The organism is Nocardia mangyaensis, assembly GCF_001886715.1.
Lineage (GTDB): Bacteria > Actinomycetota > Actinomycetes > Mycobacteriales > Mycobacteriaceae > Nocardia > Nocardia mangyaensis.
The window spans coordinates 3127100-3150305 of the sequence record NZ_CP018082.1 but is presented as its reverse complement, the minus strand read 5'-3'; the positions used below and the strand labels follow the sequence as shown (position 1 = coordinate 3150305).

Annotated in this window: 23 protein-coding genes and 2 pseudogenes; 11 read left to right on the top strand and 14 right to left on the bottom strand. The window is 66.8% G+C overall.

Annotation, left to right across the window (positions count from 1 at the left end; translation table 11 throughout):
- Positions 1 to 275 precede the first annotated feature (275 nt).
- From BOX37_RS14175 to BOX37_RS14165, 3 genes and pseudogenes are all read left to right on the top strand, one after another.
- The gene (locus tag BOX37_RS14175) at positions 276 to 701 is read left to right on the top strand and encodes a hypothetical protein (RefSeq protein WP_071928057.1); all 426 of its coding nucleotides are present in this window, start codon (positions 276 to 278) and stop codon (positions 699 to 701) included.
- Positions 702 to 705: 4 nt separating this feature from the next.
- Complete coding sequence (locus BOX37_RS14170) at positions 706 to 1233, top strand: flavodoxin domain-containing protein (protein ID WP_071928056.1); 528 nt, start codon at positions 706 to 708, stop codon at positions 1231 to 1233.
- 94 nt (positions 1234 to 1327) lie between these two features.
- Positions 1328 to 1971: pseudogene (locus BOX37_RS14165) on the top strand (response regulator).
- Between the two features lie 86 nt (positions 1972 to 2057).
- Here the strand turns inward: BOX37_RS14165 and BOX37_RS14160 are convergent.
- Together BOX37_RS14160 and BOX37_RS14155 are read right to left on the bottom strand one after the other, a co-directional pair.
- Complete coding sequence (locus BOX37_RS14160; RefSeq protein WP_071931489.1) at positions 2058 to 3059, bottom strand: zinc-binding alcohol dehydrogenase family protein; 1002 nt, start codon at positions 3057 to 3059, stop codon at positions 2058 to 2060.
- 90 nt (positions 3060 to 3149) lie between these two features.
- The gene (locus BOX37_RS14155) at positions 3150 to 3407 is read right to left on the bottom strand and encodes an SHOCT domain-containing protein (protein WP_071928055.1); all 258 of its coding nucleotides are present in this window, start codon (positions 3405 to 3407) and stop codon (positions 3150 to 3152) included.
- A 245-nt stretch (positions 3408 to 3652) separates the two neighbouring features.
- On the opposite strand from BOX37_RS14155, the gene BOX37_RS14150 reads away from it, so the two are divergent.
- Entirely contained in the window at positions 3653 to 3907 is a 255-nt protein-coding gene (locus tag BOX37_RS14150; protein WP_156910403.1) for a hypothetical protein, read from the top strand.
- Between the two features lie 123 nt (positions 3908 to 4030).
- On the opposite strand, the gene BOX37_RS14145 is transcribed toward BOX37_RS14150, so the two are convergent.
- Positions 4031 to 4948: an IS3 family transposase gene (locus BOX37_RS14145; RefSeq protein WP_071928054.1), complete on the bottom strand. Its 918-nt coding sequence runs from the start codon at positions 4946 to 4948 to the stop codon at positions 4031 to 4033.
- The gene (locus tag BOX37_RS14140) at positions 4948 to 5271 is read right to left on the bottom strand and encodes a transposase (protein WP_071928053.1); all 324 of its coding nucleotides are present in this window, start codon (positions 5269 to 5271) and stop codon (positions 4948 to 4950) included. Before BOX37_RS14140 ends, BOX37_RS14145 begins: the two co-directional genes overlap by 1 nt.
- An 85-nt stretch (positions 5272 to 5356) precedes the next feature.
- On the opposite strand from BOX37_RS14140, the gene BOX37_RS14135 reads away from it, so the two are divergent.
- The gene (locus tag BOX37_RS14135) at positions 5357 to 5974 is read left to right on the top strand and encodes a hypothetical protein (protein WP_071928052.1); all 618 of its coding nucleotides are present in this window, start codon (positions 5357 to 5359) and stop codon (positions 5972 to 5974) included.
- Here BOX37_RS14135 and BOX37_RS14130 read toward each other — a convergent pair.
- Positions 5947 to 6921 (bottom strand): hypothetical protein, encoded by a 975-nt coding sequence (locus BOX37_RS14130; protein WP_071928051.1) that lies wholly within the window; start codon positions 6919 to 6921, stop codon positions 5947 to 5949. The genes BOX37_RS14135 and BOX37_RS14130 overlap by 28 nt on opposite strands.
- Before the next feature lie 250 nt (positions 6922 to 7171).
- On the opposite strand from BOX37_RS14130, the gene BOX37_RS14125 reads away from it, so the two are divergent.
- The gene (locus BOX37_RS14125; RefSeq protein ID WP_071928050.1) at positions 7172 to 7621 is read left to right on the top strand and encodes a hypothetical protein; all 450 of its coding nucleotides are present in this window, start codon (positions 7172 to 7174) and stop codon (positions 7619 to 7621) included.
- A gap of 457 nt (positions 7622 to 8078) precedes the next feature.
- On the opposite strand, the gene BOX37_RS14120 is transcribed toward BOX37_RS14125, so the two are convergent.
- The gene (locus BOX37_RS14120) at positions 8079 to 8570 is read right to left on the bottom strand and encodes a pyridoxamine 5'-phosphate oxidase family protein (protein ID WP_071928049.1); all 492 of its coding nucleotides are present in this window, start codon (positions 8568 to 8570) and stop codon (positions 8079 to 8081) included.
- Between the two features lie 196 nt (positions 8571 to 8766).
- On the opposite strand from BOX37_RS14120, the gene BOX37_RS34645 reads away from it, so the two are divergent.
- Both BOX37_RS34645 and BOX37_RS36145 read left to right on the top strand, forming a co-directional pair.
- Entirely contained in the window at positions 8767 to 8946 is a 180-nt protein-coding gene (locus BOX37_RS34645) for a hypothetical protein (RefSeq protein ID WP_167659936.1), read from the top strand.
- 32 nt (positions 8947 to 8978) lie between these two features.
- Positions 8979 to 9539: pseudogene (locus tag BOX37_RS36145) on the top strand (universal stress protein); the annotation flags it as partial.
- Between the two features lie 35 nt (positions 9540 to 9574).
- Here the strand turns inward: BOX37_RS36145 and BOX37_RS33990 are convergent.
- The gene (locus tag BOX37_RS33990; protein WP_156910402.1) at positions 9575 to 9739 is read right to left on the bottom strand and encodes a hypothetical protein; all 165 of its coding nucleotides are present in this window, start codon (positions 9737 to 9739) and stop codon (positions 9575 to 9577) included.
- Between the two features lie 464 nt (positions 9740 to 10203).
- Here BOX37_RS33990 and BOX37_RS14100 point away from each other — a divergent pair, with 464 nt between their 5' ends.
- Positions 10204 to 11118, top strand: coding sequence for a universal stress protein (locus BOX37_RS14100; RefSeq protein ID WP_071928046.1), 915 nt, complete (start codon positions 10204 to 10206; stop codon positions 11116 to 11118).
- Between the two features lie 196 nt (positions 11119 to 11314).
- Here the strand turns inward: BOX37_RS14100 and BOX37_RS14095 are convergent, their stop codons facing one another.
- The 3 genes from BOX37_RS14095 to BOX37_RS14080 form a co-directional block, all read right to left on the bottom strand.
- Positions 11315 to 12331: a hypothetical protein gene (locus BOX37_RS14095; RefSeq protein WP_156910401.1), complete on the bottom strand. Its 1017-nt coding sequence runs from the start codon at positions 12329 to 12331 to the stop codon at positions 11315 to 11317.
- A gap of 2 nt (positions 12332 to 12333) precedes the next feature.
- Positions 12334 to 12924 (bottom strand): dienelactone hydrolase family protein, encoded by a 591-nt coding sequence (locus BOX37_RS14090; RefSeq protein WP_156910400.1) that lies wholly within the window; start codon positions 12922 to 12924, stop codon positions 12334 to 12336.
- Between the two features lie 179 nt (positions 12925 to 13103).
- Entirely contained in the window at positions 13104 to 13910 is an 807-nt protein-coding gene (locus BOX37_RS14080) for a ribosome hibernation promotion factor (RefSeq protein ID WP_084759646.1), read from the bottom strand.
- A 580-nt stretch (positions 13911 to 14490) separates the two neighbouring features.
- Between BOX37_RS14080 and BOX37_RS14075 the strand changes: the two genes are divergently transcribed.
- Positions 14491 to 15555, top strand: a complete 1065-nt coding sequence (locus tag BOX37_RS14075) for an IS630 family transposase (RefSeq protein WP_240504908.1) — start codon at positions 14491 to 14493, stop codon at positions 15553 to 15555.
- A gap of 169 nt (positions 15556 to 15724) precedes the next feature.
- Here the strand turns inward: BOX37_RS14075 and BOX37_RS36140 are convergent, their stop codons facing one another.
- From BOX37_RS36140 to BOX37_RS14065, 3 genes are read right to left on the bottom strand one after another with little or no spacing between them, the layout of a single operon-like run.
- Positions 15725 to 15841 (bottom strand): hypothetical protein, encoded by a 117-nt coding sequence (locus BOX37_RS36140; RefSeq protein WP_420811598.1) that lies wholly within the window; start codon positions 15839 to 15841, stop codon positions 15725 to 15727.
- Between the two features lie 20 nt (positions 15842 to 15861).
- Positions 15862 to 16176, bottom strand: coding sequence for a hypothetical protein (locus BOX37_RS14070; protein ID WP_071928042.1), 315 nt, complete (start codon positions 16174 to 16176; stop codon positions 15862 to 15864).
- Between the two features lie 54 nt (positions 16177 to 16230).
- Entirely contained in the window at positions 16231 to 18996 is a 2766-nt protein-coding gene (locus BOX37_RS14065) for a cation-transporting P-type ATPase (protein ID WP_156910737.1), read from the bottom strand.
- Between the two features lie 714 nt (positions 18997 to 19710).
- On the opposite strand from BOX37_RS14065, the gene BOX37_RS14060 reads away from it, so the two are divergent.
- On the top strand, positions 19711 to 22923 hold the full coding sequence (locus BOX37_RS14060; RefSeq protein ID WP_071928040.1) for a beta-phosphoglucomutase family hydrolase: 3213 nt from the start codon (positions 19711 to 19713) through the stop codon (positions 22921 to 22923).
- Here BOX37_RS14060 and BOX37_RS14055 read toward each other — a convergent pair.
- Positions 22901 to 23164 (bottom strand): hypothetical protein, encoded by a 264-nt coding sequence (locus BOX37_RS14055; protein WP_071928039.1) that lies wholly within the window; start codon positions 23162 to 23164, stop codon positions 22901 to 22903. The genes BOX37_RS14060 and BOX37_RS14055 overlap by 23 nt on opposite strands.
- Between the last annotated feature and the right edge of the window lie 42 nt (positions 23165 to 23206).

Sequence of the window (23206 nt, the reverse complement as noted above, 5' to 3'; positions counted from 1 at the left end):
CGGTGCAGCGTGGAGTGATCTGGCAGGAGGCCAGTTCGGCGGCGTCGGCTACCTGGAAACGCCCATCGAGGACTTCGCGGTCGCTGAGGAGGCGCTGCTGGCCGAGCGATTGGCGGGCTGGTCCGAGAAGTTGCCCGACGCATCGACAACGTCGCGGCGTTGATGCGCGTGCCGCGCCGCGGGATGACCGAAGGTCATCGATCGGGACGCTGGTCCTCGGTGCCCAGGACCTTCGGCCCTGACCCGGGCCGCGGCTGAGCCGCCATGCTGGGGTCATGATCTCGATGTACGTGCGGCGACTCGACCCTCGTCGGTCCATCGTGTGCCTGATCGGCGGCCTGATGGCGACATGGGCGTTCGCCGGGGCGCTCGGTCTGATCACCGGCGCGGTGGCGCTGAGCCCTGCGACCGTGGACAGTCTCCCCTGGCAGAGCCCGATTCTGGCCGGAGTGGCACTCGCCATGGTGGTCGGCGTGCCGATGACTGTCGTCGCGCTGGCTGCCGCCCAGGACGATCCGCGTACCGCGCGGACGGCGATGATCGCCGCCTGCGCACTGGTCGGCTGGATTCTGCTGCAGCTCGTGCTGCTGCGTGAGTTGAGCTGGTTGCAGCCGGTATGTGTCGTCTTCGCCGTTGCCGTTGCCGCTCTCGGCACCCCGCCACCGCTCTATCGCAAGCCTTCCGACCGTGAAACGAGATGAATCAATGCGTGCACAGGTTGTCTACGAGTCCATGTTCGGCAACACCGCTGCGGTTGCCGAAGCTATCGCTGCCGGTTTGCGGCCACACTTCGAGGTGACCGTGGCGCACGTGGCCGAGGTCGTGAATCACCCCGCACCGCAGGTCGACCTGCTCGTCGTGGGTGGTCCGACCCATGCCTTCGGACTCAGCCGCACCACCACCCGCCAAGACGCGGCAGGCCGGACAGACGATGCCGTCGAGATCGAGATCGGTATCCGCGAGTGGCTCGACGCGGCACTGCCCGTGCCGTCGCCGCGCTCGGCGGCCGCCTTCGGCACCAAGATCGCCCGCCCGCCGTGGCTGCCGGGTTCGGCGGCGAAAGGCATCGCCAAACGCTTGCGTCATCTGGGATACCACCTCGCGGTCGCCCCCGCCGATTTCCATGTCGAGGACATGACCGGGCCACTGAGATCCGGTGAGCTCGAGCGGGCTACCGAATGGGCATCGCAGCTGGCCACCACCGCGCTGGCCCTTCCTGGTGCGCCGAGATGACGCGCCGATCGCGAACACCGAACACGCCACCATTGCTCAGCCGCCGGCAACAACGAGATCGCCGCTCGCCCATACCCCCGAGAGAGGAACCTCGATGATCAAGGTCTTCCTGGTCGATGACCACGAGATCGTCCGGCGCGGTGTCGGTGACCTGATCGACTTCGAACCAGACCTCCAGGTGATCGGCGAGGCAGACAGTTGCGCGCATGCGCTTGCCCGATTCCTGCCCTGCGCCCCGACGTCGCGGTGCTCGATGTCCGCCTGCCCGACGGCAACGGCATCGAGCTGTGCCGCGAGTTGCACTCGAGCATGCCCGAGCTTCGCTGTCTGATCCTGACCTCGTTCACCGACGAGCAGGCCATGCTCAACGCGATCCTGTCCGGAGCGAGCGGCTACGTCGTCAAGGACATCAAGAGCCTGGAACTGATCAACGCGGTGCGCGCGGTCGGTGAGGGCAGATCGATGCTCGACAACCGGGCCGCGGCGGCACTGATGGCCAAGCTGCGCGCCGAGGCCGAGGAGAAGACCGGGCCCCTTGCCGCACTCACCGAGCGGGAACGAACCCTGCTCGCGCTGCTCGGTGAGGGCCTGACCAACCGCCAGATCGCCGCCAGGATGTTCCTGGCGGAGAAGACGGTCAAGAACTACGTATCACGTCTGCTCACCAAACTCGGTGTCGAGCGTCGAACGCAGGCCGCCGTGATGGCGGCCGATCTCAGGTCGCCGGACCGGCACTGACGACCGATCAGCCCTCCCCCCTCGCCTGCCCGCGGCCCAAGGCCTGACACGGTCAGCGTTCCGGGCCGACTCCGTGGTCGCGCCGGTCAGGGCACCAGCACGGCGGCACCGTCGAATCGGCCGAGCGACAGGTCGAGCAACGCGCGATCGGCATGCTCGAGCGGGTAGCGATGGGTCGAGACGCTCAGCCGACGTTGCTGTGCCAGCGTGAGAAATTCCCGGGCCTGCGCACGGGTGTTGGATGTGACGCTACGAATCTGGCGTTCTCGGAACAGGTGTCGCTGATAGTTCAGCGCCGGCACATCGGTGAGATGAATGCCGGCGATCGCCAACGTGCCCCCCGCATCCAGCGCCTCCATCGCGGGCAGTACCAACTCGCCGACCGGGGCGAACAGGATCGCGGAATCCAGCGGCTCAGGTGCCGCGCCGGCGGCACCCTGCGCCGAATCCGCACCGAGCGCCAAGGCCAGTTCCCTGGCCGCCGGGTCCCTCGTCATCACATGGACACGAGCACCCCGGGCCAGCGCGATCTGCGCGGTGAGGTGGGCGCTGCCGCCGAAACCGTAGATGCCGAGAACCCCGTTCGCGGGAACCTCGGCGCGCACCAGGGCGTGGTACCCGATGACGCCGGCGCACAACAGCGGAGCCAGCTCCTGGTCGGAATACCCGGACGGCAGCGGTAGCGCGAAATCAGCGGGAACAGTAGCGAATTCGGCATAACCGCCGTGGGCGTCCCACCCGGTGTAGCGCGACCGGGGACACAGGTTCTCCGCGCCGCGCAGGCAGTACCGGCACACACCGCAGGTCTGCCGCAGCCACGGAATGCCGACCCGGTCGCCGGCAGTGACAGTGCCGTACCTGTCGGGGACGGACACGACCTCCGCAACCACCTCGTGTCCTGGTGTCACCGCCTGCCGATGGACCGGTAGGTCGCCTTCGACCACATGCAGATCGGTACGGCACACGCCGCAGGAAAGCACTCTCACCAGTAGTTCGTCAGCCCGGGGTACCGGCATCGGCTCCGCGCCGAACTGCAGCGGAGCAGATGACCCGACCGGCCCCGGACGGACTACTCGCCACGCTCGCATCATCTGGCCGCTCCGTTGTGTGATGTGCCGGTTTCTGCCGAGATCGTGTCGAGCCCGGCGCCGTGAACTCTCACCGCCCCGCGCGTCGGGTCATTGTCGCGTGGCGGAGCGCAGAACAGCCAACCGATCCGCGTACTCCTTCGCATCGATCTCACCTCTAGCGAACCGCTCCGCCAGCACATGCTCGGCGCCCGGCGGCACCGGATGCGGGCGGCGCTCACTGTCCGTACGGAACAGGTATCGCAGGGCGAGCGCGAAACCAACGATCAACAGGCCCCAGAACAAGATCATTCCAAAGCCCATCCAGGCGTATTGCCAGCCACTGACGTCGTGGTCGTACCAGTACATGTCCGGTCTCCTTCCGTGATCCGCGTGACGCGGCGATGTGTCGGTAGTACAACCATGGGCCTTCCGGCCAGGGCGAGATAAGGGCCGACAGGCACCATCGGTGAGTACCAATTCCTCCCAGATGACTTTGGTCGAATCCGTCGGGGACCAACGCCTCTCACCACAACGCAGGCCGCGGAGGGACAGTTTGTCGACGGACCGTGGAAACCATTCCGGTCCGATGGAACAACTTCGGAGGAATCACCGTGAGCGACAGCACTTCCAGCGTGGCGTACCACAGCAAGCCGGGCGAGAGCCTCGCCGACCCTTACAACATTCCCGGAATTCTGCTCTTCTTCACCGGAATAGTCGGACTCGCATCGACACTGACGGCGGCAGGGTACGGGTTCGGCGGCTGGACCGTGCTCGGGGCGATCGCCACAGCGTTGAGCTTCACCGCGAGCATCGCCGTGTTCGTCCTCGAACACGAGCGGCTGCGTAGACTCGCCGCCCGCCGCTGAGGCGGCTTTGTTCGATCAGCCCCGCCGGGCGGCAACAGCGGAAGGTTCGGGATGTACGACCGCGACACCGTTCTCAGCACCCTTGAGGTTCCCCCCGAATGGTGGACAGGGAGGCTATGCGGCTCAGGCTACTGCCGCTGAGAGCGACCGCTCGTAGCTGTCAGGACTTTGATTCCCAATCGCGGAGTGCCGCCGAGTAGTGTTATAGAAACTCATCCACATGTCAACTGAAGCAACAAGTTCGGCCTTCGTAGCGAACGCGTGCCGGTAATAGTGCTCATGCTTGAAACTCGACCACAGCGATTCGGCGGGGCTGTTGTCCCAACAAATCCCTGTCGCACCCATCGATCGCAGCAGACCGTGCCGGAAACAGGCGCGCGCGGTCAGATGCGCGGTGAACTCCCCACCACGGTCCGAATGCAAGATCGTGCCCCGGCAGTGCCCACCACGTGCGGCGACGGCGGCGTCGATGGCCTCGGTGACCATGTCGGCACCGATATGGTCGGCCAGGCTGTAAGCGAGCACTTTGCGGGTGTGTCCGTCGCGGATCGCGCACAGGAACATGTCGCCTTCACCGCAGGTCAAGTACGTGATGTCGGTGGTCCATACAGCGTCGGGGCGGCCTTGGTCGAACCGGCGTGCCACCCGGTCGGGCGGGAACGACGCGTCCGGGTCCTGCACCGTGGTTTTCACTTTGAAGGTGCGGGGACTGATGCCCTCGACCCCGATTTCAGCCATGATCTTGGCGACGGTATTCGCTGAGACTCGCATCCCTTGATCGCGCAGTTCGCCGGTGATTCGTGGTGATCCGTAGGTGCCGTGGGAATCGCGGTGAACGGTCAAGATCTTCGTTTCCAGGTCCGCGCGCCGCTGCTGGCGATCGGTGAGAACGGTCCTCGCCCTGCGTTTCACGTAGGCGTAGTAGCCGGCCTTGGATACTTTCAGCAGACGAGCCATTCGCGGGATCGAGAATCGTTGCCCTTCGGGTAGGGCGGTGCCTGCGGTTTCGGTGATGTTCTCGGGGCAGGCGTACTTGACCATCAGCTCGAACCGGGCCGGTTCTGACCCATCGCGGCAAAGTACGCCGAGGCTTTTTTCAGGAACGCAATGTCCTTGTCCTGCTCGGCAACTCGCTTCCGCAAGGCGAGGAGCTCGGCTCTCTCGGCGGCTTGCAGGGGTGTTTCGCCAGCGGCTTGCGCGGCGTCGAGACGTCGTCGTTCGTCTTTGACCCAGTTGCTGAGTAGTCCGTCGTTGATGCCGAGTTCGCGGGCGACTTCGGCGATGGTGCGACCGGTATCGATTACCCGGTGGGCGGCCTCGACCTTGTACTCGGCCGTGAACGACCGGCGTTTACGAGGAGGCATGCGGACATCCTTTCAAACAGACCAGATGGTCTGTCAAGTCGGTGTCCACTACTCAGGGGGAACCTCACCTGACGAAAGCGCCGTCATGAGCACGACAGTCTCGCATCTGCTTCTTGTTGCCGCCGTCCTGTTCACCGTGAACTTGCTGCCGGCCTTCGGGCCGCCCAACGCGCTGCTCGTGGTGTTCTTCTGGCTGAACTGGAACCTCGATCCGGTCCCGCTTGTCCTCGCCACCGCCGTCGCCTCGGGTGCGGGGCGTTATGTCCTCGCCGCCGCCACCCGTCGCGCCGGTGGCCACCTCGGCGCGCAACGCACGGCCAACCTGCGGGCCGCCAGCGACTATCTCACCGGTCGTCGTGGCCGCAGGTTCGCCACGATCGGAGTCTTTCTTCTCTCTCCGCTACCGTCGGCGCAGATGTTCGAGGCGGCCGGGCTCATGGGTCTGCGTCTTGTTCCGCTCACCACCGCGCACGTTGTGGGCAGACTGGTCAGCTTTTCGCTGTACATCGGTGTAGCCGGGGTCGCCGAGCGCAGTCTCGGCGAGACCCTGACCTCATCGTTCACCACGCCCTACGGCATCGCCGTTCAAATCGGGCTCCTTGTCGGTGTCGTCATGCTCGCCCGGATCGACTGGACCAAGTACCTTCCGGTCGCGAAACCAGCATCCGACACCGATCAGCGGGCGCCATCCGGGCGGTCCTGACGGTGACCGAGATGCTTGCGCGCGGCGGTGACAATTCCGGTGGCACAGACCAGAACGACCGCGACAGCACCGATCCCGATCCCGATGTCGAGGCCTTTGCCCACCTCACCGTGTTCACCGCGAAGGTCGGCAAGGAAGACGTCGGAGAAATAGGGCCGATGCGCCAGGACGGCGGCCGCGGTCGCGACGGCGAGCAGATCGGCCGCCATCGACAACGCGGTGACCGGCAACGTCCAGGCACGAACGATCAGTTGCGCGCAGGCGACAGCGATCCACAGCACGGCAACGACCACCACCGCAGGCAACAGCCGGCTCAGCACACCGGAATCGAGTCCCTGCGCGATCTCCGCGAGGAACGGCGGCGCCAGCGCCGGGAAGAAACACAACGCGACGACCAACACGGTGATCGCGAAGACCAGATCACCGATGGCGTCGCCGAGCGGGATCTCTCGCCCGTGTGGCACCGGTGCCAGATCGTCGGGGCGCCATTCGTGCAATACCACGCCCGGCGCGACACGCTCGATCACCGCGAAAACGACCGTCACCCAGAACGCGGTGTACACCGCGCCCGCGAACGCGGACGTGAGCCCGTCTTGGAGAACCTCGACGACAGTGGGCGCGGCTTCTCCACCGAGGGAGGCCGTCAGCAGGCTCACGCCACCCACGACGATCGCCATCGTCCGCATGGCGGGCCAGAGCACCCGTAGATAGGTGTCGTACAGGTGGGGGCCGATCAGCTGACGCGGCGCGCCGCGGAATCGCCGAGCTTGATCCTCGGGCGGGCCGAGGTGGGAAAGCACCGCACGTACCGGATGTGCGGGCACCTCCCCGGCGATTCTGGTCCGCAATTCCGCGCCGACCTTGCCGCGGCTGGGGCGCGGAATGTGAATAAGTACCGCATACACGTAGCGGTCGATCAAGTCGCTGTCGGACAATGTGTCGGCCACCGTTACTCCCCTGATCCAGGCGTTCCTTCGATTTGCGGCGCACCCGCGTTGTCATGTTGCCGTCGACGAGCGCGCCCCTCCCCGAGTATCGGCCCCCCTTCGACCTCACACCGCCGGACGGGCGCAGTCGAGTACGGAATCCCCCGCTGAAGAGGTCCCCTGGTCCCATGACGAAGAGCACTGCGACTCTCACTCGGTACGCAATCGACAGCGAGACTCGGGGTATCGACTGATCGACACCGGAGGAACTATGTCGACATTTCAGCAGCGTCGCGTCCAGCGTGCTCGTCGCGCGGGCCTGATCGGTAGCGCCGGCTTCGTCGCGTTCTGGGCATTCGCGGGGGCCATCGGCCTGATCGGTGGTGGCATCGACCTCGGACCGGAGATCACCGCTCGTCTCCCGCTCGAGAGCCAGGTCTTGGCCGGGTTGCTTCTCGCCGCGATCGTCGGGGTACCGATGACCTACACCGCGATACTCGCGCTGCGGGCCCTGCCCAGCGCGGCGGTCACCGGTATCGGCAGCGGGCTGCTTCTGCTGGGCTGGGTCGCGATCCAGCCACTGGTGATCGGGCAGTTCAATTGGCTGCAACCCGTCTTCGGTGTGCTCGGCGGCTCGGTCTGCCTGCTGGGATCGAGCCTGTGCCGCTCGAGCGACGGCTTCCGGTCACCCAAGTTCCCGTTCCGGCCATCGCCGGCGTGACGACATCACCTCTCGGAGAGTAGGACTCATGGCTCGGCCAGCACCACACAGCCTCCGCGCACGAGCGAGAGCGATGGCACTGCCGGTAGGCGGGTATGTGCGTCCCGGCTGACCTGCCTTCTCAACGCGGGGAGCGACCGGCGACGAGGCCGCGATGCCGGGTGACGAATTCCCGCGCCTGCCCGGACTGCGCACCACGCGAGCGATCACCATCGCCCCGGCCGCAGTCTGGCCGTGGCTGGTGCAGATGGGCCCTGGCCGGGCGGGCGCCTACACCTCTGTCGGTCGTGTCCGAGCAGTCCGGGGCGTCGCAGCCGCTACTACATGGAGTACCAATCCGAGATCCGTTGGTGATCAAGACATTCCGGCATGCTCGTGTCGTCGCTGCTACCTGCGGTCACGGACGACGATCATCGACACGTGCCCGTGACCTGCCCGCCGAGAGCAGGCGACGGCATCAGCTGCGACCTGGTACCGGCCGGTCGATAAGATCGTCGCCGATCGCACCGGCTTCCCGTTCCAGGAGGCGGATACCGGTCACGATGTCGGGGTCGATGGTGATGACGGCATCCATCGCGCCCTCCACCCAGGGCCGCAACCGCCGCTCGTAACTTTCGATGCGCCGGGGATCCGATACTGTGCGGGCCAGGCCGGTCACCGACACCGACCACCCGATACGGCGCACCGGGTCGATCTCATCGGCGCCGTAGGTGACCACCACCGGCGAGGTGTGGGAGGCGAGTCCGGTGAGCGTGGAGTGGAGGCGGGTCCGCACGACGATCAACCCGTCCTCATCGACGAGGTGGTTGACCGGACGGATCGCCGGCAGCGCATCACGGGTGTAGACCACCCTTCCCATCGGTGCGCTCGCCAACAGGCGTAATGCCTCTGACCGCCCCAGCTCCAACACCCTGCGCTGCCGATCGCCCTCGTTCCCCGAGTCGATCACGACGGCACTCCGGCCAGGGACGCACGCCCCATCTCGATCAGTCGCACAGGTTCACCCTCGCCTTCCGTTCGTCCTGGGCTCAGAAGACCAGAAGTCACGGGCAGGGCCCAGTACCGAAAGCCCCTTCTCGATAGGACCTTCAGCCCTACGAGCCAGCATCTGGCAGGCTTCCCGAAGAGTCGGTACGGCCCCGGCCGTGCATACCGCGGGCCGCGAAGTGGGCGCGCGGTTGAATCGCCTGCTCGATGACGAAGGCCTCGCGCACCTGCCCATCGAGATCGGCGATGACACTCGGGAGGCGCTCGTCATCGCCGAGCGAGAAATAGCCCGGAGTTATCATGTCGTGCCAGGGTGGCCGCGTCCGGCGCCGCGCTGATCGCTGACATCGCCGGAACGCAGCTGACGACGATGCTGGCAGAGCGTGTCTTCCTACTCCGCGGCCACGGTCGTGACGGCGCGAATCCGCGCCCCACGATCGACCGAATCCGTAGCCGATCCAAGGTCTCGCCAGACCCTCGACGCAACTGTGCCAAAAGTCCCGGTTGTTCAGGTACAGGTGCTCTCCCGGTGGCCGACCGCCTCCGCCACCCTGGAGATATGAGCGAGATCACCACCGACGAGCACGACCGGCAGGTCACCGCGGCGCCGCCCGTAGTCGTGGGCGTAGACGGTTCACCGACGTCGGTCCGTGCGGCACAATGGGCCGCTGTCGTCGCCGACGCCCGACAGATACCGCTGCAACTGGTCCATGTCGCGGGGAGACATGTCGACGCAGTGACAAGCGCGGAAATCCTCGACAACGCCCGTCGCGCCGTGCTCGAACGGTGGGCACGAACCTCACCGACCCCGCCGGTGATCAGCACGCTCGCCCTGCACGGAGATCCGGCGACCAGGCTCATCGGGTTGTCGGCGCAAGCGTCCGAAGTCGTCGTCGGCAGTGTGAGCCGAGGCTTACCCGCGCGAGCGATGCTCGGGTCGGTGGCGAACACGCTGACGGCCTCGTCCTACTCGCCTGTCGCCGTCGTCCGGCCCTTGAACAGCGGGGCTTCGGCCGTGGGGCCGATACTCGTCGTCACCGCACCTACAGACGGCGGCGCCTCCCGTGCAATAACGGCCGCGATGCGCGCCGCCACCGAGCGCAACAGCGAGATGGTCGTCGTCAATGTCACCCGACCGACTGCGCGCGCCTCGGCGATACGGGCGGACGAGGAGATCGAGAAGCTGCTGACCGACCACGGACGCCAGTTCCCCTCCGTCCGGGCTCGGCTGGTCACCTACTTCGGTAATACCCGCACCGCGATCGAAAGATTCGGTGCCACAGCGCAATTGGTGGTCACCACCCGACCGCGCAGACAGTTCTGGCCGTACCCCAGCGGGGCTACCCACACTGCCCTTCATCACACCCGATGCGCCGTCCTGGTTGTCCCCGAGCAGCCGGCGAATCCGACCGGATCGAGCGCTTCCGCTTCCGGGTCCCCCACCGCCACGGAGCGGCCGAGTTGGCGATCAGCTAGCCCACTGCCCCCGCCTGATACGGCGAGCAGCGCGCCTGCCTGTGCCCTCGCACCATCGACGACGGACCTCGAGAACGGGAAAACACCCCCGTCAGACAACACCCGAAGGGACTCGAATCATGACCGCGACCACCGTCGACCACTACTTCCCCGCCGCACCGATCGTGGTCGGCACCGACGGCTCAGAAGCCGGCGGGCAGGCGGTGCGCTGGGCAGCCGAGACCGCCGCCGCCGGACAACGGCCTCTGCGCATCGTGCACGCTGCCGATCTGACCGCCGCGCATATCCTGCTCGATCCCTGCGACCCGCCGATGAGCTCAGTCACCGAAGCGATACGCGAATTCGGCGCCGACTGCCTCAGCGCGGCGAAACTCCAGGCGCGAGCCATCGATCCCGCGCTGGCGATCGAGACCGCCGTTGTCGACGGAACCGCCGCCGCGGGGCTCATCGAGGAATCCGCCACCGCGCACCTGACGGCTATCGGCGCGGTGGGTCTCAGCGGCGGTGGGCTGTTCGGATCCACCGTACTCACCGTCGCCGCGCACGCACGCGGCCCGGTGGTGGTCGTCCGCGACGCCGGTTCCGAGCAGCCGACCCGCGGAGCCGGGCCGGTAGTCGTCGGCGTCGACGACAGTGAATACAGCCGCGCCGCAGTGGCGTCCGCCTTCGCCGAGGCCGACGAGCGCCATGCCGAACTCGTCGTCGTTCACTGCTGGAGTGACCTGCGGTTCGGTTGGTTCGCCGGGCTACCCGATGTCCTGGCCGATGGTCGCGCCTACGCCGACGCGCAGGAGTTGATCAACGAGCAGTTGGTCGGCTGGCAGGAGAAGTACCCGAGCGTTTCGGTCAGGCGGAAGATCTACCTGTCGGGCCCGTCTCATCATTTGCTCGGGTGGTCCACATCAGCGCAGCTCGTCGTCGTGGCGAACCGCGGTCGTGGCGGCTTCCCCGGCTTGCGGCTGGGCTCGACCGGCAACGCGCTGATCCAATGCGCGCGTTGCCCGGTCGTGGTCGTCCATCAGCGCATCGGGTGAGTCGCCCTCGCGCACCGCTCGCCCTCGTGAGTTCGACGCCGCTATCGGTGCGTGTGGCGGCCACAGCGACGTAGCGGCTACGACCAGAGTCCTCGGACACCGCGCCGCGCGGCGCCGACCGACGGAGAACGGCACGCCTTCACCGACATCGAGTGGGACAACCCCGGGGACAGACCAGCGCGGATCCGAGTCGGTGTCAGCTCTCACCGCGCTGACGACATCCGGCGCGGCGCCGCCCAGCCGCCGTCAGCGCGGTGAGCGCAACGCAACTCACCCATTCGTTCGACAACCGGCGACTGGTCGGTCCCCAGCTGACCGACGAAGACCCCCCGCCGGGGTGCGCGGAGCTGACCCGATAGAACTTGGCCTCCGCGGGAAATCCTCCGTCGCTCAACCGTTTCGCCTCGAGCACGTCCAGCGCCTCGGTGCAGCGTGGGTCGCTGATCAGCTCCGCCTCGGCCAGAACCGTCAGCGCGAACAGGATGTCGTAGTGCCAGTAGCACGGAAAGTGCAGCTGCAGAAAAGTCCGATCGATGACGGAGCCGTCGGTGCGGCGGCGAAACAGTCGACGTCCGAGGAACAATTCACAGGCACGGAGGACCGCCTCGCGAGCCTCGGTACGTCCGGTGATGCGGGCATAAGCGTTCATGGAACGCAGCGGGACAAGGCTCTCACCGAACGACGACACGTGGCCGGTCGCTCGGCGATCACAGTTCCAGCCGCCGTCTGGCCACTGCGCACGGAGCAGACGATCGACAAGGCGATCGACCCGCTCGTCGGCCAGCCCCAACCGCAGCAGCGCCCAGACCAGATTTCCCTCGATCGACGCGTGCAACGTCGGCAGCTCCTGTCCCCGGACCCGGCCGATATGACGCCGCTCGTACTCCGGCGACAGCACCCAATCCAGTGCTTGCTCACGCAACGGCACCAATGACTCGTCACCCACCGGATACCCGAGTTCGGCCAGGGCGACAAGCACCCAGTGCGCACCGCGCCATTTCGCGTTGTAGGGGTGGAAGGGCAGCGTGCCGTCGGCGAGTCGTTCGGAGAGCAGCCGCCGAACGCGCTCGCTCCCCGGGACCGCCGCGGTCGCCGCGGCGACCGCGGGATCCCGAGGGGTCAGGCCGAGTACACCGACGAGCGTCCGCCACCGGATGGACGGCTCCCCGGAGCTGAGTAGTCGCGCCACGATCGGGTCCGGTTCGACCGGCATCCTCAGCGCCTCCTGGTGGCCGTACACTTGGTCGGCTCCGCCGCGGCACCGAGATGCTCGGTGAACCACACCGCCGCCGAATACGCGGCCCGCCAGGACAGATACCCGGCCCGCGACGACCGCCCCGGCGAGCTCAACTCCGTCACCCGGCACTCACCGCCCAGCAACCCCGCCGCGTGTCGATTACGCTGCCGCACCCGCGGATCCACGCCCCCGACCAGCAGCAATGTCGGCGCGACGACCCGGGCCAACCGCTCGCCTGCCAGGTCGGGCCGACCGCCGCGCACGGCCACCGCCTCGACCCGCGCATCGGGTTCAGCCGCCGCCCACAATACGGCCGGTGCCGCCGAACCGGTCCCGAACAGACCGACCGGAAGACGCCGTGTCTCCGGGATCACCGGCAGCCGTCGCAGGACGCCCGCGAGACGGCCACCGAACAGTTCGACATCGAACACCTTGGCGTTGTCCGCCGACTCGGCAGCGGTCAACACATCGACAGTCAATGTCGCGAGCCGATGCCCGCCCAGCAGATCCGCGACGAACCGGTGCCGTGGGCTGTGCCGGTCGTCACTGCCACCATGCGTGAGAACCACGAGGCCGAGCGGGAGCGCGGGAACTCGAAGGCACCCTTCGAGGACCGCGCCGTCGCACGTCATCGCGATTTCGCGCTCCGCCACCACCGGTGCCGTTCTCGTCGCGAGAACATTCACGACACACCGCCCTGCCGATCGGCGGAGCGCACCGAAGTGCCCGCCACGTCGATGATCCGCATCTACAACGCCGCCGGGGTAAGGAAGCCGTAGTGCCCGTCGTAGCGGTGGTAGAGCACCCGTCCACGGCCCCGGTTCGCATCACAGAAGAACACGAACGGCCACCCCGTCACCTCCAGCCGATCGACCGCGGCTTCGACACCAAGCACCGGTGGTCGCGCGGCACTGATCGAGACAGGTACCGCCCCCTGGCTCACCTGATCGGGCCGTGGGTCGAGTTGGGCCAGCCGAAGGCCCGTCGGGCCCGACCGGTACAGCACGCTGTCGACACCGCTTCCGGATTCGGTGAACAGGTGGAAGTCGTAGTCCATCAGCGACATATCGAATGCCGCCTCGTCACAGGTCTCTTCCGCCAACGCGAACGACTTGCGACGCAGAACCTCACGTTCCTCGTTGGGGCGGGGGAAATAGGGCAGTCGCGGTCGAGGCGTGGCGCCATGGTGCCAGCCCGCCGAATCGGTGGGCAGGTGGTCGCCGCCGCGCTGTGCTTCCCAGCGCCGCGACAAGCGCTCCAGCCGAACACGCAACCGCTCCGCGACCGCGTCGATAGCTTCGCGGGTAGTCGCGGCCGTGACCTGCACCCGGACCGAGACACCGGCCATGTTCACATTCGCTTGCGCCACGATCGGATCGATGATCGCCGGGTCTCCGTGACCCACGAGCCGAACCCGCACCGACAGCACCGGTTCCGACGCGTACCGCAACGCCCACGCGATCTTGTCGCGGGCATACTCCGTCGCCGCCGCGGACACGTGTCGCCCCACCGAGATCCGCACAACCGCGTCCAACGATTCTGTGCTCTGCAACATGGTGTTCTCCTTTTGTCTCACCTGATCAGACTCGCCGAGCCGAGCACGGGCGGGCAGGGCCCCAATACCAGCTCGCTCGACGCATTGGACACGGATTCGGAGGACTTTTGTCACTCGCCCCGACGCACGGTTTGCGCGCGGCCACCACCAGCGCCGCGCATCCGACGAACACATTCCCGCGACATCGCGCGGCCGCTTGTCGAACCGAGTAGGAGCCCGGTCAGACGGTTGTTTCCGTGGCTATCGGTAACAACCATCTGAGCGCCGGAGGCAGCCTGCGTTGCGTGGCCCTTCCGCACCACAGCGTTCACCGACACCGTGGGGTACTTCTCGGCCATGTCGCCAAGTGTTCCCCGAGCGATCGCTCTGCTTTCTGCGCAAGCAATTCCCTGCAGTCGGCGCCCTGCGGGTACCTCAGCAGGTCCGATTCGTTCCCTGCGTGCAGGGCGATGATGTCAACACCTAGTGCCTCGTCCAGGAAGGTTGCCCTGGTAACCGGGTGCCGAGTTGATCGCGCGCCCGCGACCGGAGATGCTCCCCGGTGGAGGTGGTGCCGGTGGCCAGGAAACCGGAAGTGTTTGTGCGAGAAGTGACCCCGGACGAGGGCCGCCGACTGCAGAAGATCACGAAGACGAGCAAACAACCGATCAGGATGCGGCGTGCGATCGTGGTGATGGCCTCGGCGCACCGCCAGCCGGTCCCCGCGATCGCGAGGTTGATGCAGGTCAGCGAAGCCTATGTGCGGCAAGTGATCCACGACTTCAACGAGCGGGGGTTCGACGCGTTGGACCCAAAATGGAGCGCGGGCAGACCGAGCAAGGTGGACCGGGCAACGCGTGAACGCATTGCCTGTATCGCCCGGTGCTGCCCGCGAGACCTCGGCTGGCCGTTCTCGGCCTGGAGCTTGTCGAAACTCCGAGAAGTGTTGGCCACCAACAACATCGCTGAGATCAGTCGTGAGACTCTGCGCAAGCTCTTGAAGGCCGAGGGTGTGTCGTGGCAGGCGGTCAAGACCTGGAAAGCCGGCACCGATCCCGAGTTCGCCACCAAGATGGACCGCATCCTCGACCTCTACGACCACCGGCCTGCTGACGGGCGGGTGGTCTGTGTCGATGAGTTCGGGCCGTTGAACCTGCAACCTCGTGCTGGTCGAGGCTGGTTTCCGCGGCGTAAGCCGAGACGGTTGCGGGCGACATATCACCGCACTCAGGGTGTTCGGCACCTGCTCGGTGCCCTGGATCTGGCGACGGGGAAGATCCATTACCGGATCCGGGACCGGAAGCGGTGGCAGGAGTTTCTCGGGTTGCTGAAGTCGCTGCGAGCCCGGTGGCCAGGTGAGAGGCTCTACGTCATCGCCGACAACTTCTCCCCGCACAAGCGGGCCGAGGTCCGGGACTGGGCCGCCGATCATGATGTGGAGTTGGTGTTCTTGCCGACGTATTCATCGTGGTTGAACTGGATCGAGTCCGAGTTCGCGGCGCTGCGCTACTTCGCGCTCAACGGCACCGATCACCGCAGCCATGGTGAACAGGACGCCGCGATCGGTGCCTACATCCGCTGGTACAACCAGCACGCCCGACCCAAGCGGGACTTCGCCGTCAACTCCAAGATCCGGCGACCGGATTACCTACCGAAGGTTGCTTGACGAGGCACTAGATGCGTGGCGAGTTCGAACGCGCGGCCGGTTGCGGCATCACTGCTGCGACTTCATGTGCGCCCTGCTTTCATGTGAGAAGCGTCGCCGTCGCACACTGCGTTCGGTTCGCGAGACAGCGATCGGGGCGGCCACAACAGCGGCCCTGAACGGACGTCGGTCAGCGCACGGTCGCCGGGCTGTGCACTGTGCCCGGGCTGTCCTTGGTGGCCGGACTGTGCGCCGGTTCGACGACGAGCACCGGTACAGGCGAATGGCGAACTACGTCGGACGACACACTTCCCAGTAGCCGAGCACTCAGCACCAGCGTCCGAACACTCGAAGCGTGGTGGAGAGCACCAGCTCCGATTGCGGCGACCCGTCCAATCCCACCAGCACCCGCGGCGCGTGCAGTGTTGGAGCGACCGCGCCCGGAAGTCCGTCTGGCCCGGTCGCAACCAACCGGGGGTTGCGCTCCACACGTTCCATAGCGATAGGTACGAACAGGGGCCCGAACAACACCGCGGGCAGCACCCACGCGGGATCGTGACCACGGCGGATCATCCACAAACCCGTCACCGCTCCGATGACGACCCAGACGATGGCGAAGATGAGGAGGAACGTCAGGTTCATACCACTATGCTCGCTCGTCCTACCTGCGGCCGAAACGTCCTAAAGGCCATAACCTCAGGGACCAATGGTTTCAACACCCGGGTGCTGATTCCCCAGTGTCCGAGATCGCCGCAGACGCTTGTCCACCGCGACCACAAGACCGGCCGCGAGGGCGATCATCAGGATCCGCAGCCACACGTCGCCGCTGATGGGAGCGGTGTCGAAGATGGTGTTCATAGCGGGCACATACGTGATCGCGAGCTGACCGACCAGCTGGGCGAGGACGCCGACGATCAGCCACCGGTTGGAAAAGAACCCGATTCGCCACACGGAGCGCGTGAGCGAACGGCAGCTGAACAGATAGACGGCCTCGACCAGAACGAAGAGATTCAGGGCGGCGGTGCGCGCCTCGGGAAGACTTGCCCCGGCGGCGAGTTCCCAGTGGAACAGCCACCAGGAGCCGGCGACGAGCAGCGAGGACACCAGCAGAATCCGCACCATCAGCGCGCGAGTCAGCAGGGGTTGGTCCGGTGCGCGCGGCGGCCGGGCCATGATTCCGGCTTCTTTGGGTTCGAAGGCGAGCATCAGTCCGAGAGCGACCGCGGTGGTCATGTTGATCCACAGGATCTGGGTGGGCAGGATAGGCAGCGCGGCACCGAAGACGATCGCGGCGAAGATGACCAGGCCCTCGCCGATGTTCGTCGGCAGTGTCCAGGCAATGAACTTGGTGAGGTTGTCGAACACGCCGCGGCCCTCCTCGACCGCGGCTTCGACAGTGGCGAAATCGTCGTCGGTGAGCACCATATCCGCGGCGTCCTTGGCGACTTCGGTGCCACCGAGCCCCATGGCCACGCCGATACCGGCCTGCCGCAGCGCAGGAGCGTCGTTGACCCCGTCGCCGGTCATAGCCACGACGTGCCCGCGAGCCTGGAGCGCCTCGACCAGTCGCAGCTTCTGTTCCGGAGAGACTCGCGCGAAAACACTCGCGCGTTCCACCGCCTCCGGGAGCTCCTCGCTGGACAGCGCGGCCAGATCGGCGCCGGTCAGCACCATCCCTTCGACAGGCTCATGGGGGTCCAGCAGGCCGACGCGACCGGCGATCGCGGTGGCAGTCGCGGCATGGTCACCGGTGATCATCTTGACCGCGATCCCCGCCGTATGGCAGGCGGCCACCGCGGCCGCGGCCGCCGCACGCGGTGGATCGACCATGGCCTGCAGCCCGGTCAGGACCATGCGGTCCGAGAGCAGCCTTTCGTCGAAGTCTGTGGGACCGAACTCGTTCGTTCCTCCCACCGGCCGCATCGCCGTCGCCAGGACCCGCAACCCCTGCCCTGCCAGCTCGGCGGCAGCGGCGAGGACCGCGGCACGGTCCACGGGCGCAGCGACCCCCTTGCCGTCCAGTTGGTAGGCGCACAGGCTCAGGACTCGTTCGACCGCGCCCTTGACCAGCACCACCTGCCCCGACGAGACCGGGCTCGTCGCATCACCGTGCAGGGTCGCCATGTACTGACGCTCAGAGCTGAACGGAATCGTCGCCCGGCGCGGAAGCACCTGCGCGACTTGGCCGGGGCCCAGCCCCGCTTTGGCGGCGGCCACCAGCATCGCTCCTTCGGTGGGGTCGCCCACCACATCCCACCGTCCCTCGTGCTCGGTCAGAGCCGCGTCGTTGCAGGCGGCTCCACCCAGCAACGACCACCGCAACGCTGGGTGGGAATCGATCGCGGCCGCGTTGTCGTGCACGTCGTGCACGGAACCTTCCGGTGCGTAGCCGAGGCCCGTGACCTCGAACCGGGCCTCGGGTGTCCACACACCGGTGACAGTCATCTGATTCTCGGTGAGGGTGCCGGTCTTGTCCGTACAGATCACCGTGGTGCCGCCGAGCGTCTCGACTGCGGGCAACCGACGAATCACCGCGCGTCGCCGCGCCATCCGGGCAACGCCGATGGCCAGGGTGATCGTGACCGCCGCCGGTAGCCCTTCGGGGATAGCGCCCACCGCGAGCGCGATCGCGGCAGTGAAGGTCTCTACAGCATCCTGCCCGCGTAGCAGGCCGACGCCGAAGGTGAGCGCGGCCAGGCCGAGGATACCCACAGTCAGGATCTTGCTGAACTCGGCGAGCTTCTTGGTCAGTGGCGTGTCCAGCGTCTCCGCCGCACCGACCAGCCGATGGATTTCGCCCAGCTCCGTCTCCGCGCCGGTGCCCACCACCAGCCCAGCTCCGCTTCCGGTGGTGACCAGCGTCCCCGAGTACGCCATGTTGCGCCGATCCGCGACCGAGATCGCCCCTGGCAGCACCCCGTCGTCTTTGACCGTCGGAGTGGACTCGCCGGTCAGCGCCGACTCGTCGACCCACAGCTCGGTCGCTCGGATGATCCGCAGATCGGCGGGTACCTTGTCGCCCGCTTCGAGCAGCACCAGGTCCCCCGGCACGAGTTCGTCGGACAGCACGGTCCGCCGGCGTCCGTCACGGATCACCTTCGCCTGGGTGCGCACCATCGAGCGCAGGCCCTCGAGCGCGGCCTCGGCCTTGGACTCCTGGATGAACCCGACCAGCGCGTTGATCGCCACGACACCGAAGATCACCGCCGAGTCCACGTATTCGCCCAGCGCGGCGGTGACTGCCCCGGCCGCGATCAGCACATAGATCAACGGGTGGTGGAACTGGCGCACGATCCGCACAGCCAGCCCGGCGGTCCTGGCCACGGGCAAGCTGTTCGGTCCGAAACGAGCCAGTCGCTCGGCCGCCTTCTGATCGGTCAGACCGCGATGTGGATCCGCCCCCAGGCGCAGCACCACCTCGTGAGAGGTCAGCTCGTGATGCGCGGCCGTCGACGACGGCATGGTGATCGGCAAGTCGACTCCTACTGAGCGGAAGTGGGGTTTGCCCGGAAGCACTGTCAGTAATTCGACCATTACGCGGACTTCGGTCGCAGAGGCCTTTGGCCTGCGGCTGGGTGCCATTGGGCATCCGGGGCTCGGGAGCAATAGCGTGGGCACACGCTGTCGAGGGCGGGCGGCACCAATTGACGGCACAGCGAGCGATTTCGGCCGATTCGAGTACATCGCCGAGGGCCGTGCGGCCCAGCAGACGTGGACTTCCGGCGCTTCTCGCCGTCCCGGCGGGATTTCAGACTGGGACAGCAGCCGCACAAGGAGGTATCCCGTGTCACTTGCCCACAGCGACGATCCCACTCTCGGTACAGCGTTGTACCCAGGTCCCTACGAGAGCACCAGATCCGCGACGATAGTGCGCTGGCCCGAGCCCAGCCCGCTCCAGGGATGGTGGGACGAAATCATGAGCCCTGCCGGACAGAACCCGCCCCGCGAGGACAACGCCGCGCCCGGCTGATCCGCAGGGGACAGCGCATCGGCGTCCACACAACGAGCGGATGTGGGCGCCGGTCACCGATCTGCTGACCTTTCGGATGCGACTCGCGGACCAAAGACACTTTTCGACCGCAGCCGGCGAAGCGCACGATCACAAGCGTGCACACAACTGACTCAGTCGAAGAACCGCTGCGCCGGGCTGGATCGGAAGCGATCGCCCGAACGGGGATGCCGGAGCCCTCTCGCACCGCCAACGGTTACCGCGCAGTCGTCTTCGACATGGACGGCGTGGTCACCGACACGGCGACGGTGCACGCGATCGCTTGGAAGGCCCTGTTCGACGAGGTCCTGCCGACACTCGGCAGCGCCGACCTGCCGCCGTTCGACCCCGGCAGCGACTACCGCGACCTGGTCGACGGACGCAGCCGCGAAGAGGGCGTCCGGGCATTCCTGGCCGCGCGCGGCATCGAGATAGCCCCCGGCACGCCCGACGACAGACCTGATCAGATGACCGTATCCGGCCTCGCCGCACGCAAACAATCGTTGTTCGCCGAGGCACTGACGCACACGGGAGTCCATGTCTTCGCCGATGCCGCACGCCTGCTCACGGGACTCCAGGCCGCGAGCGTGCCCACGGCTCTGGTGACGGCGAGTCGCAACAGCGCCGCCGTCCTCGCGGCCGCCGGCATCTGCGACCTGTTCAGCTTCGTCGTCGACGGCACCGATGCCATGGAGCTCGGCTTGCCGAGCAAACCGGACCCCGCGATGTTCCTCGAAGCGGCCCGCCGACTGGCCTTCGACCCGAATGAGATCATCGTGCTCGAAGACGCCACCGCCGGTGTCCAGGCCGCCGACATCGGCGGATTCGGGCTCGTCATCGGCGTCGATCGCACGGGCTCCGGTGCGGCGCTCAACTCGGCGGGAGCCGATGTGGTTGTCACTGATCTGGCCGATCTGCCCTTGGTTCCCCGCCCCGGCTTTCCGCAGCGGCCTCAACCACGCTGGTGTGGCGGTGCGACGACGGCCGGGCCCGGCGGCTGGAATCTGTTCTACGACGACTACGACCCCACCCAGCAAGGCACCCGGGAGGCACTGTGCACCACCGGCAACGGCTACTGGGCTTCACGCGGTGCGATCCCCGGCTCCCTCGCGGATGGCGTCCACTACCCGGGCACCTATCTCGCCGGCGTCTACAACCGCACCGTGTCCCAGATCGCCGATCAGACAATGGAAACCGAGCATCTGGTCAACACCCCCGACTGGAGCTATCTCGCGGTGAGGACGGCTGAGGGAACGGCGCTGACGCCCGGGGTGCCGCAGATGCTGAGCCACCATCAGAACCTGGATCTGCGCGCGGGCGTGTTGACCACCCTCGACCGCTATCGCGACGAAGCGGGCAGGCTCACCCGAATCACCAGCCGACGGTTCCATTCGGTCGCCGACAAACACCTGGCGGCTGTCGAACTCACCATCGAAGCCGAGAACTGGACCGGGTCGGTGGTTGTCACCTCCGCGATCAACGGCCGCGTCGGCAATCGCAACGTGGCGGCGGACCGGGCACTCGTCCCCGACCACCTCGTGCGTGGCGCTCCCCAGGAGTTGGACGCCGAAACCGTGCTCTACGAAGCGATCACCAACCAATCCCGCGTCACGATCGCGACGGCGATCCGGACTCACATCGCCGACAGCGTCGGCATAGACCGCACGACGCTCGCCGACGATCATCTCCTCGGCCACGAACTCGTCATACCCATCCGGCCCGCGGTCGCGGTCAGGGTGGAGAAGGTCGCGGCGGTGGCCACCTCGCGGGACCGCGCGCTGTCGACCCCGGCTACCGAGGTCGGCGCCCGAATCACGCGAGCACCTGATATCGCCACCTTGCTGGCGGCACACGTGGCGGGCTGGGCGCAGCTGTGGGATCGATTCGGCATCGAGCTCGGCGACGGCCAGGACGACCGGCTTGCGTTGAACCTGCACGTATTCCACGTCGTGCAGGCGACCATAGCCGCCCATCCCGACACCGACGCGGGCCTGCCCGCCCGGGGACTCCACGGCGAGGCCTATCGCGGACACATCTTCTGGGACGAGTTGTTCGTCTACCCGATGCTGACCTTGCGCCGCCCCGAACTCACCCGAGCCTTCCTGCAGTACCGCCATCGTAGGCTCGACCGCGCCCGCGACGCCGCCCGCGCGGCGGGACTACCCGGGGCCCTGTACCCATGGCAGAGCGGCAGCGACGGCCGTGAGGAAACGCCGACCGCGCTGTTCAATCCACGTAACGGCCGATGGATGCCGGACAACTCGCGTCGGCAGTGGCACGTCGGCCTCGCGATCGCCTACAGCGTCTGGCAGTACTACCAGACCACCGCCGATCTCCGATTCCTGATCGACCACGGCGCGGAGATGCTGATCGAGGTCGCGCGGCTGTTCAGTGCGCTCGCCGTCCACGACACCACCGACGACCGATTCGACATCGATGGCGTCATGGGGCCCGACGAATTCCACGACGGCTCCCCCGACGCTCCCGGACAGGGCATCCGCAACAACTCCTATACCAATGTGCTCACCGCCTGGGTACTGCGACGAGCCCGCGAGGTACTCGTTCTGCTCGACGGCGTGGATTGCGGACCGCTGTGGGACCGGTTGCAGCTCACCGCGGAGGAGCCCGTGCGCTGGGACCGGGTCAGTCGCCGCCTCCGGGTGCCGTTCCATCGGGACGGCATCATCAGTCAGTTCCAGGGGTACGAGGATCTCCACGAATTCGATTGGGACGCTTACCGCGCGACCTACGGCCACATCGAACGGCTCGACCTGATATTGCAGGCGGAAGGCGACACCACCAATCGCTACAAGGTCTCCAAACAGGCCGATGTTCTCATGCTGTTCTACCTGTTCTCCGCCGAGGAGCTCCGCGAGATGTTCGAGCACCTCGGCTACGCGCTACCGCCCGAGCTCCTCCCTCGCACGGTCGACTACTACATCGCCCGCACCAGCCACGGCTCCACCTTGAGCCGCCTCGCGCACGCTTGGGTGCTCGCGCGTACCGACCGGACGAGGTCGTGGGGCCTGTTCGCTCAGGCGCTGCGCGCCGACCTGGCCGACACTCAGCGGGGCACTACCCGAGAGGGCGTCCACATCGGCGCCATGGCCGGCACCGCCGACATGGTGCTGCGCTGCTACAGCGGCATCGAGACCCGGCACGACACGCTGCGGCTGCACCCGGTGCTCCCGGCCGAACTCGACAGCACCGAGTTCACGGTCTCGTACCGAGGACAACCCATCACCATCACCGTCACGCACAGCCGGATCACTCTGCACCTACATCCCAGCGCCGCGGCTCCCATCAACCTGTGTGTCGAGAATGTGGATCGCACCGTGGGGCCGGGGCAGACCTGGGATATTCCATTGCCGTGCGAGCTCACGGGCCCTGCCGACGAATGAGGTCGAGCGCGGACTCGCGATCAGACGGGTTCGTTTTTCGGAACCGTTCACGCGGCGAGATCGGCTCCCCGCGGCCGGTGCCGAAGGATTTGGTGAAGCCGTTCATCGTTTTGCCCAACACCAGCAACGCTTCTCGAACCTGTTGATGGCTGCCGCTGTCGTAATCGGGGTACTCGAATTCTCGCTGCGGCCCGGCACCGATCGCGACCGGGTACAACGCGTCGCGGTTCTGCTGGATCACGGGTTGCTCGTCGAGCGGAGCCCAGGGCGCGGTCGTGATGCA

Coding starts and splice junctions, on each gene's coding strand:
- BOX37_RS14175 (WP_071928057.1), top strand. CDS start 276: ATGATCTCGATGTACGTGCGGCGACTCGACCCTCGTCGGTCCATCGTG.
- BOX37_RS14170 (WP_071928056.1), top strand. CDS start 706: ATGCGTGCACAGGTTGTCTACGAGTCCATGTTCGGCAACACCGCTGCG.
- BOX37_RS14160 (WP_071931489.1), bottom strand. CDS start 3,059: ATGCGAGCGTGGCGAGTAGTCCGTCCGGGGCCGGTCGGGTCATCTGCT.
- BOX37_RS14155 (WP_071928055.1), bottom strand. CDS start 3,407: ATGTACTGGTACGACCACGACGTCAGTGGCTGGCAATACGCCTGGATG.
- BOX37_RS14145 (WP_071928054.1), bottom strand. CDS start 4,948: ATGGTCAAGTACGCCTGCCCCGAGAACATCACCGAAACCGCAGGCACC.
- BOX37_RS14140 (WP_071928053.1), bottom strand. CDS start 5,271: ATGCCTCCTCGTAAACGCCGGTCGTTCACGGCCGAGTACAAGGTCGAG.
- BOX37_RS14135 (WP_071928052.1), top strand. CDS start 5,357: ATGAGCACGACAGTCTCGCATCTGCTTCTTGTTGCCGCCGTCCTGTTC.
- BOX37_RS14125 (WP_071928050.1), top strand. CDS start 7,172: ATGTCGACATTTCAGCAGCGTCGCGTCCAGCGTGCTCGTCGCGCGGGC.
- BOX37_RS14100 (WP_071928046.1), top strand. CDS start 10,204: ATGACCGCGACCACCGTCGACCACTACTTCCCCGCCGCACCGATCGTG.
- BOX37_RS14095 (WP_156910401.1), bottom strand. CDS start 12,331: ATGCCGGTCGAACCGGACCCGATCGTGGCGCGACTACTCAGCTCCGGG.
- BOX37_RS14080 (WP_084759646.1), bottom strand. CDS start 13,910: ATGTTGCAGAGCACAGAATCGTTGGACGCGGTTGTGCGGATCTCGGTG.
- BOX37_RS14070 (WP_071928042.1), bottom strand. CDS start 16,176: ATGAACCTGACGTTCCTCCTCATCTTCGCCATCGTCTGGGTCGTCATC.
- BOX37_RS14065 (WP_156910737.1), bottom strand. CDS start 18,996: ATGCCGTCGTCGACGGCCGCGCATCACGAGCTGACCTCTCACGAGGTG.
- BOX37_RS14060 (WP_071928040.1), top strand. CDS start 19,711: ATGCCGGAGCCCTCTCGCACCGCCAACGGTTACCGCGCAGTCGTCTTC.